Origin of the sequence: Pseudomonas californiensis, from assembly GCF_021147775.1 — a bacterium.
GTDB classification, from domain to species: domain Bacteria; phylum Pseudomonadota; class Gammaproteobacteria; order Pseudomonadales; family Pseudomonadaceae; genus Aquipseudomonas; species Aquipseudomonas californiensis.
On sequence record NZ_JAGTPK010000070.1, the window covers coordinates 1 to 8158 of the forward strand.

Sequence of the window (8158 nt, forward strand, 5' to 3'; positions counted from 1 at the left end):
GAACCTGCGTAGCTGCGCTCCGACTGCCTGTCCGGATGAGCGTGGAACGGGTGTCCGGATGTTGGTGGGCTGAGTGTCCAGATGGCGTGGAATCCGCATGCTGCCACAGGAGCGGCGTTACTCAGGTGGGGCGCAAAACTCGATCACTGATCACAGACATCACGAGACATTGCCATCTCCAAAAGCTCTATGGAAAATTGCTTCTGCACCCTTTCACGAACGGCATCCTTGCGACTTTGCATTGCACCAATGAGGTACTCAACCGTAAATTCAAACTCCCCGTAGCCTCGCGAGAGCTTTTGCATGGCATCCGAAATAGCGACAATTGAGCATGCCAATTGCCGACATCCTTCAGGTGAAACCGCATTCCATGCAAAACGTGGTGAATAGCGGAGCATGGTATGACATGACACCAGCCGTCTAACCACTTCATCTAACGCCATTCCGCTGCGCTGAGACTCCAGCAATGACTCGGGTGCGTACCAAAGCCATTCATCAACCGTTTCGCCCGTCAGAGGGTTGGTAAGCCCGTGAAAGGACTCACGAAGACGTTTCAGGAGGATCTCAGCAGCAGTGTCTGCATCTGTAAACACTCGCATTCCCTTGCCCATGGTCTCGTATGTCGCTGCTCTCGTCACAGCATCGCCAACAATGAAGGCTCCAATAGTCCGATCAATTTTATTCGGTTCGTGGATATCTCCAAAGGCAAGACCGCCCCGACATAACAATCCTGCCTCAATCGCTTCGTGCATCAAGAAGCGTCCTGCGTCTGTAACAGCACCAAGATCCTCAGACCAAAGAAATGCACAGTCTGATAATTGTGCAAGCTTCACGGTTTTGAATCGGCGACCTGTTCGCATCAGTATCTTTCGAAAAGATAGCAAAATCTGAGCAGCAAGCAGCTGATGGGGAAAGTTTCCTTCAGGCGTGATTTTCCAAGGGGTGTATTCGGACTCCGTGAGGTTGAGTTTCCCTCGAGTGAGAGCGCTGAATCCGAGCATATCTACAAACAACACTGCCCCTTGAAAACTACGCATTCTTCCCTCCTGTTTTCTCATGTACCTGATAAACAACGTAGCAGCTCAGCGACAAGTGAGGTGAAGGCTGAAGGTGACCAGAACACGCTACCTCCTTGCTTTCGTGCAACCAGCAGGAATCTCCATTCCAGATGGTTTGTCACCGACAAAGCTCCTGCAGGGAACCCATTGATCCGGATCGACAAGCGCCTAGGCAGTACAACCCCCCTGAGGACTGCTATGATGGCAAATAGCCTATAGGCCAATCCGGAAATTTGCTAGGGATGCACCATGTCGGAAACAGTAAATATTGGCGAAATTGCTGAGGCGCTAGTCCAAGACATATTTTCTTATTTCAAATGGGAAATAAAACCCCGCTGGAATGAAAACTTTAGTTGCCATTGCCCTCACCATCTTACGCCTACAAAAAAACCCAAGGACAAGCATCCTGGCGATGTGATTTTTTTCTATGAAGATCCATACCTTGGATCGACAATCTACCTGCATTCCGATTTGAAAGCTTACAAAGAAGAATCAATCACCAAAACAAAGGTTCGCGACGCTTTTAAAGCATTGGCAATGACTATTGAATGCGCGCAGGACTCTGAGTCTTGGAGAAGCACTTTCAGCATAGATACGTCTGAAGAGCATGAAGTTCGCGGACTACTGATCGTCCACAATCATGATCATGGCTATCACAAAGCGTTTGGCGACCTGATCGAAAATATAGGCTTCGATTCCATCCCAATTCCGGCCAATGTTTGCCTTCACTTCTTTGGCCCTGAAGATTTGATGCGCTTATACAGCATCGCAAATGACATTATGCGATTAATACACCAGCACAAAATATCGCCTGACTATACATTCTATTATCCAGACTTAGTAATGCGACACCGGCAGGGTGATGTTTGGGGTCAACCCGCAACTGTAGAAGCGCTTACCAGCCCCTACCTTATTCTTCAGCACAGTAACCTACAGTCAGGGAACAACTCACAGGCCGGATACGTCGTGTATTACAACAGACCTGGCGCATCGCCTGAAGAGTTTGAATACCTTCTTGACAGTCTGTCCAGATACCAAATGCTGGAATCGGGAAAAGAAGTCCAGATCCGTGTCACCCATAAATCCCCACATCATGATGTAACGGCAAACTTCAACCTTGCGAAAACAAAGTACGCGAAAATGTGGGGATTCGATCCTATACGCGAGCAGGTTCTAAACGACATAAAAATCTCTTCTATCACCTCGATGGTAGATGGTTACAATATCGCATGGATGGGGTGGAGAGAATGAAAAAGAGAAAATTTGGCCCCGCACTGTACTTCGCATCTGACAAAAACGTCTTTGATGCGCTCGTACAGAAACATAAAGTTGACGCACAGACGTTGACAACTCTATTTAGAAATAGAAACACTATCGTCTCCAAAGCAACAGACCGCGAAGTATTGGCTGACTATTTTTCCCGACTTACTCATGACTACTATGATCACAAGCTCATTTCCGAAAAAATCGGAATAGCTCCACGTAGGGAGCGCTCAACAACAGTGGAGCTCCTGGGAGAACTAGACGTCAACGATGTACGCTCAGCTATCGAGGAATTAAAACGCGAGATTATCGAATCAGGAGATAACGCTTACATCTCACGAGATGGTGACAACTTTAGTTTAACTATCCAATACTCCAGATTCGATTACAAAAAATCTGAGTTCGCACAGCTCGTTGTTAAGGATGCAGTAATCGAGTTTACTAAAACAGGATACGGATATAGTATTGTTTCGCCCCAGAATGATTTCACCAACGAAATTCGGGATGAAATAGTATCAAGCATAACAACGCAAGCATCTACCCAGATTGAAAAGTTTATCGTCACACTTTTTGACAAACCATCACCTCAGGTAAGAACGAAATTTTTTATTGACTTAATCGATGGCCTTGACGGTTTTAGCAAGCGGGATGTTACGGATGTTTACGTGTATAAGCCTAAGCCATCCGATGACGATAGAGACGACCTAACAAGCGACGAAGACGAAACGCACATAGAAAAAGTATTGCTCCGTGGAAACGGTGTGAACAGGTCAGGCATCCTTAATGACTTAATATCATCGGACACTTACTTTATTGTAAAAATTTGCTGGCTAACCAAGCGAGTATTAGGGAACGGTGATATTTATAAGCTCGAGGCGTCTTTTGCAGACCCTAAAGACTGTCATAAATTCTCTATTCTGTTGAAGTCAGTCCACCCAAACATTGATGGAAAATTCCCTCGCTCCAGAACTCCTTTAAAACCTGAAATTGATGAACTATCCAAGGCGATTGAGACGTCCGCTAAAAAAGCCATATTAGCTATAAAATAGTGAGGCAAGCATGATCTCAAGATTCAAGTGGTATGCCGTTCGAGTTCCTTGTTCTGTGGATGAGTTTCTACAGAAACTGGCGCAGAACCGATACGATCCCTCACTAAATAGTGGTTTCATAGTAAATATTCCAGATCGCTCATTCCAATTTTTTTGGAGAACATCTTTATATGCTACGTCTATAGACCTTGACGGTATCAGTAAGCAAAATGAAGTCGTGTCAACGTGTAGCCAAAAGGTAACACTACTTGGTACTGATCAGCTGATGTTCCGAATGGAAGATCCGCCCCGCTCCTCTAAAGAGCTTCTCAACAGTTTAGACAAAATACTTGGCTTCGGATTTAGCTGCGAGCAAATATTTGTCACTGATAAAATAGTCAAAGACTCAATCAAAAGCTTCCAGACGATCACTCTGAACTCGTTAAAACTATCCGGATCCATTAGCTCCATTGCTGCAACCGCACGTGTTGAGATCGCCTCCAAGGTCGGAATTGATCCCGAGAGCGTCGAAGGTTTTGGTTTGTCGCATTCAGTCGTCGACGCAGGATCTTACTCCGTGCGCTACAAAGGTCTGACGGGCCAGGTAGGGTTCACGAGAACCGGAATTTGTAAGCTGAGCGGTGACCTTTCCCCTCGAGTGCAGGCGTACATTGAAACAACTTTAATGGCCCGCCTCAAGAAATGAATGCATCCCAGCAAAAATTCGGTAGTGAGATCTGCCTGAGTCATCCTCGGGAGATCTCTGGTTCCATTGTTGAACAGACATTAGGCAAGACGATGCGGATATATATTGGATACCAGGACGGCACAGGCACAGTCACAGAGAGGGAAATATCAGACCTGCGCAAGGAGGCCGATAAGACTATCGATGCTTTTTGCCACCTTCGAAACGACCGTAGAAGCTTCAATCTTGACCGAATAATACGCTCGGTGGCAGTTGATACGGGCGAGCAGCTCAACCCATATCAGCTAGTGCCGCTTATGCGAGATCCAGACTCACTTGACTCGCTCACATGGAGAGTCAGACCAGCTATAAAGGCTTTGAAGTTTTTTAGCCTAACCACCCGAGGCTTTTCCAAGAGGGAGCGTCAGCACCTGAACAAATTCGTCAAAGAATTGGTTGCCCTTCCACAAAGCGACGAGGAAATCAGTGACTGGGTCTACGATCTTTGGTGCGCCGATTTGTACCAGTATTGTGAAGGGGGCGTCGAAGAATACAAAGGGCTACTTGAACATATCCCGAACTCGCTTCTGGAGGCGTGCAGGGCATACGCTATAAAGATCGTAGGGGGATCGGCAAGCAAACCAGAAAATTCAGGATGGCTCGAAAGGATTGATAATGAGTTCAAGATCTATCCCTTGGTGCGAAAACCAGTTCGTCTGAACGACGGCTGCTGAGGCCGGCGCGCGAGCCCCCTTTTGTCGTAAGATTCATCAAGGCTAGTATCCTACCAGCACCAGTACCTGATGCATTTCGATGAGCTACACGAAGCGTGGGCAGACATTCGAAAACTGAAGAACGACACACGCACACTCTGGTAGCGATGAACGATGCGCTGACAGCGGAGCTGAGCGCACAGAAGGCGGCTCAACAGCGGGCGCACCGACCAACCTGGAATCCGCTGGCGGAACGCGAGCTTTCATTCTGACCTCGCCCGATGGGTGGGCGAAACGGGCACAGGCCTTGCCGAGTAAATCGGCAAGCGAAGCTGGATGTCCACAGACACAATTACGGATTAATGAATCGTTTTTTACCGATTATTTGTCGACAAATAAATGCCAGAAAAGTAAAAAGAAAAAAGAAAAAAGAAAAAAGAAAAAAGAAAAAACCAAAATCAGATACGCAAAAGCAACGAAATGAAGTGATATCATTCGGCCACACTGAAAGATTGCTAACAGCAAAAGGAGTTCATGTGAGTCAAGAAGATGATGAGAAGTACCCCGCCAGCGCGGTGTCGTCCTGGAGCGGCTTCGTGTATCAAGGAAAAATCGCACTTTATCACTCCCTAGAGCTTATTCACGATGGCGATTTAGAATTCGAGCTTCAACTAGATAGTAGCGATGACTTCGCTATTTATAAAGATGGGAAACTGCACACCGCCCATCAAGTCAAAGCGAAGATAAGCAAATATCGTAGTGGTTACACCACCGCACTGGAACAGTCCACTTTAATAGAATACGACAAAGTCAAAGGAACGACCCGTTACTTCCACGTGTCCGTCCAGCTAAACAATACAGACGATCACAAAGGCGCTAGCGGAGAAACAGTAAAATTCTACCGCTACGGAGACAACTATCATTGCGGCCTGGGTGAAATTGAAGAGCTGACTAAAAAACTCATTAGAAAGCTATGTGAGAAGCAGTCTATTATTGTCAGTGACAACCTTATAAATTTTAACTACTGCTTACTGTCAGAAAAAATCAGCACCAAGGCAATACATAATCACAAACTAAATCAGGTCGACGGAATCTCAGAAGACAGAGCCGCATACGAGGGCCGCATCAAGGCCAGAAACATTTTAGATGACCTGCTGGCCGAAAACCCCTATCAGAATCGGGACTACTATGCGGTTGAGTTGAAGGCCAGACTCCAAACCCATCTAGAACAACGACTGGATCAGGCGTTACCAACAATGAGTGACGCTACCTATGAGAGAGCTAGGCATCTGTGCGAGCACATTCGCGATACACATATTAACGAATTGAAAATATTATGCCAGATGATGAAACCTTCCGAGCGGTTTCAAGACGTTCAGACGAACGATATTAGGCGATATACCAAGCTCATCCAAGCTATTTCGGCGGAGCCCGTATTCAAACATCTCCCACACTACCTCGACGGAGAAAATCGATTCTACGTACCTACCGCTCTTGACGTAGATGAAAGCGAAGAGTGTGAGTCTGACATGATTAGTGAAATGAAAAACAACGGAGATCTGCTGAGATTACTTTTTGAGTACAACCATCTAATCGCCAGCAAAGCAGAAGCCTCATTCACCTTTAATACAAAATTCACAAACTCAGATGATTTCAACAACAAGCAGGCCACTGAAAAACTTGAAAGCAACATCACCAGGTCGCTATGCATTAGCGTAATAACAAAAGACGACGCGGAGGGTCGACTGAATGATAAAGCAACTCATTGATGAAGCACTTGTTGCCCATGGTTTTTTAAGTAAACGTGACCTGGACACCACAAGCTTCTATGTTCGCGAGTCTGGATCTGCAATCAGATTCGCAGTGGTACATACTTTAGACGACCTTCCTGACCCAGCGGAGTTAAATAACCGAATCAATCACCTTGCTCCTGAGCAACTTCTCAGAAACCCAAGCTTCAAGAAGAATTGCGACTTGATTTGCATTCATCGCCTTCACGTTCTGGCCGAATTCAAGGATCACGAAGAAGAAATCTTCGCAATCGAGGAAGACCCGCATTTTTATAAAAAGTATGTTCTCTATTACAGCATTGCGGAGGAAAGTGCTCTCACAAATTTCACCTACGACAAACTGGTGACTGTGATCGCTGACAAAAAAGAATTTCTTGGCTATAAAGAAAACCCTCTTACCGCAACACAGTACAGCTTCGCAGCGAAGACCTTTATCAAGCTTCCCTTCTTAGAACTACCTAGCCATCAAGGAAACCTTGTGTCCTTGAGGTTGCAAGCAGCTGAGGCCGTTGCAGAAGCCGGCTTGAACGATACGTATTCGACCATCCAGCAAGTCACAAACAAAAACGCCGACGAATTTATCAAGGAAATGATTCGCAATGAACTGGCAAATATCCAAGATTGAAGCCTCTAGTTTCAAAGCATTCAAGCATATTTACTTGGATCTCGGCAAGTCGTCCCTGTTAACTCTGGACGGCCCTAACGGTTATGGAAAAACAAGCATATTCGACGCCATCGAACTGCTACTAACCGGCCAGATAAACCGAATACAAAACCTATTCTCAACATTATTAACCAAAAATAAAAGAGATTACGCCGACAATCTCTTCTGGAACAACCGCTCCGGCGAGAACGACCTCTGCATTAAAATTGAATTCATCAATCATGACCGTAAACTTGTTTTAGCAAGACATTGCCCAACTGCAATATTCAAAAAACCAGCAAACAATCGTGCAGACAAGTACGAAAACTTTAAGCTTTACGAGCTGCCGGAATTCGAATCGTCTGACTTCACAAAAATCAATCAGCGCGACAACAACTTCCTTGACGAAGTTTTCGGCAAAAACTTCAGGGAAAACTTTTCCTTCTTGAACTATCTGGAGCAAGGACAAAACCGACTACTACACACTCGGGTAGACGAACGCAAGGATAAACTAGGAAACCTCTTTAACATCAGCGATATCGAAGCAGAGATCGAGAGCTGCAACAACATATACAACAAGCTCACAAAGCACATCAACGACCCTGAGCGTAAGGCTAAAGTTGAATCACTCACCCAAGAGGTAGCCACCCTAAGAGACACATTACAGGCAGAGGCTGGGATCGTTGAGTACAAAAAGCTCTCAACGACCGATGTCCAACCAGGGTGGGACAATCAGATCCTGTTCTCAATGTACTCAGCGGTAGACCATGCTGCCTACCAGGAATCCGTAAGCAAGATTATCGCCCTTCTGCCACTCAAAGCCACGATAAGAACCAGAGTTCACAACGATGAACGAGCCCCATGAAAGACAGGACACCGTTTGAACGAGCCCCATGAAAGACAGGACACCGTTCCCCCCTTAAGATAAGGGATAGGCAAACGGGTATGTTTATGACTAACAGCAACGATAAGGGTGGC

At 46.0% G+C, this 8158-nt stretch carries 8 protein-coding genes; 7 read left to right on the forward strand and 1 reads right to left on the reverse strand.

All coding sequences use genetic code 11. The features are described 5' to 3' along the window. Positions 1 to 143: 143 nt before the first annotated feature. On the reverse strand, positions 144 to 1037 hold the full coding sequence (locus KDX37_RS28295; RefSeq protein ID WP_231656507.1) for a hypothetical protein: 894 nt from the start codon (positions 1035 to 1037) through the stop codon (positions 144 to 146). 270 nt (positions 1038 to 1307) lie between these two features. On the opposite strand from KDX37_RS28295, the gene KDX37_RS28300 reads away from it, so the two are divergent. The 7 genes from KDX37_RS28300 (at position 1308) to KDX37_RS28330 (ending at position 8045) form a co-directional block, all read left to right on the forward strand. Next, positions 1308 to 2309 carry a hypothetical protein gene (locus tag KDX37_RS28300; protein ID WP_231656508.1) on the forward strand — a complete coding sequence of 334 codons (1002 nt, stop codon included), beginning with the start codon at positions 1308 to 1310 and terminating at the stop codon, positions 2307 to 2309. Continuing rightward, positions 2306 to 3370 (forward strand): hypothetical protein, encoded by a 1065-nt coding sequence (locus KDX37_RS28305; RefSeq protein WP_231656509.1) that lies wholly within the window; start codon positions 2306 to 2308, stop codon positions 3368 to 3370. The genes KDX37_RS28300 and KDX37_RS28305 overlap by 4 nt, the downstream gene beginning before the upstream one ends. Positions 3371 to 3380: 10 nt before the next feature. Beyond that, positions 3381 to 4055, forward strand: a complete 675-nt coding sequence (locus KDX37_RS28310) for a hypothetical protein (protein ID WP_191960268.1) — start codon at positions 3381 to 3383, stop codon at positions 4053 to 4055. Beyond that, positions 4052 to 4768 (forward strand): hypothetical protein, encoded by a 717-nt coding sequence (locus KDX37_RS28315; RefSeq protein WP_231656510.1) that lies wholly within the window; start codon positions 4052 to 4054, stop codon positions 4766 to 4768. The genes KDX37_RS28310 and KDX37_RS28315 overlap by 4 nt, the downstream gene beginning before the upstream one ends. Positions 4769 to 5109: 341 nt before the next feature. Beyond that, positions 5110 to 6516 carry an ABC-three component system protein gene (locus KDX37_RS28320; protein ID WP_231656511.1) on the forward strand — a complete coding sequence of 469 codons (1407 nt, stop codon included), beginning with the start codon at positions 5110 to 5112 and terminating at the stop codon, positions 6514 to 6516. After that, a complete protein-coding gene (locus KDX37_RS28325) occupies positions 6497 to 7162 on the forward strand; it encodes an ABC-three component system middle component 1 (RefSeq protein WP_231656512.1) in 666 nt (221 codons plus the stop codon). The genes KDX37_RS28320 and KDX37_RS28325 overlap by 20 nt, the downstream gene beginning before the upstream one ends. Continuing rightward, positions 7137 to 8045 (forward strand): ATP-binding protein, encoded by a 909-nt coding sequence (locus KDX37_RS28330; protein WP_231656513.1) that lies wholly within the window; start codon positions 7137 to 7139, stop codon positions 8043 to 8045. Before KDX37_RS28325 ends, KDX37_RS28330 begins: the two co-directional genes overlap by 26 nt. Positions 8046 to 8158 lie beyond the last annotated feature (113 nt).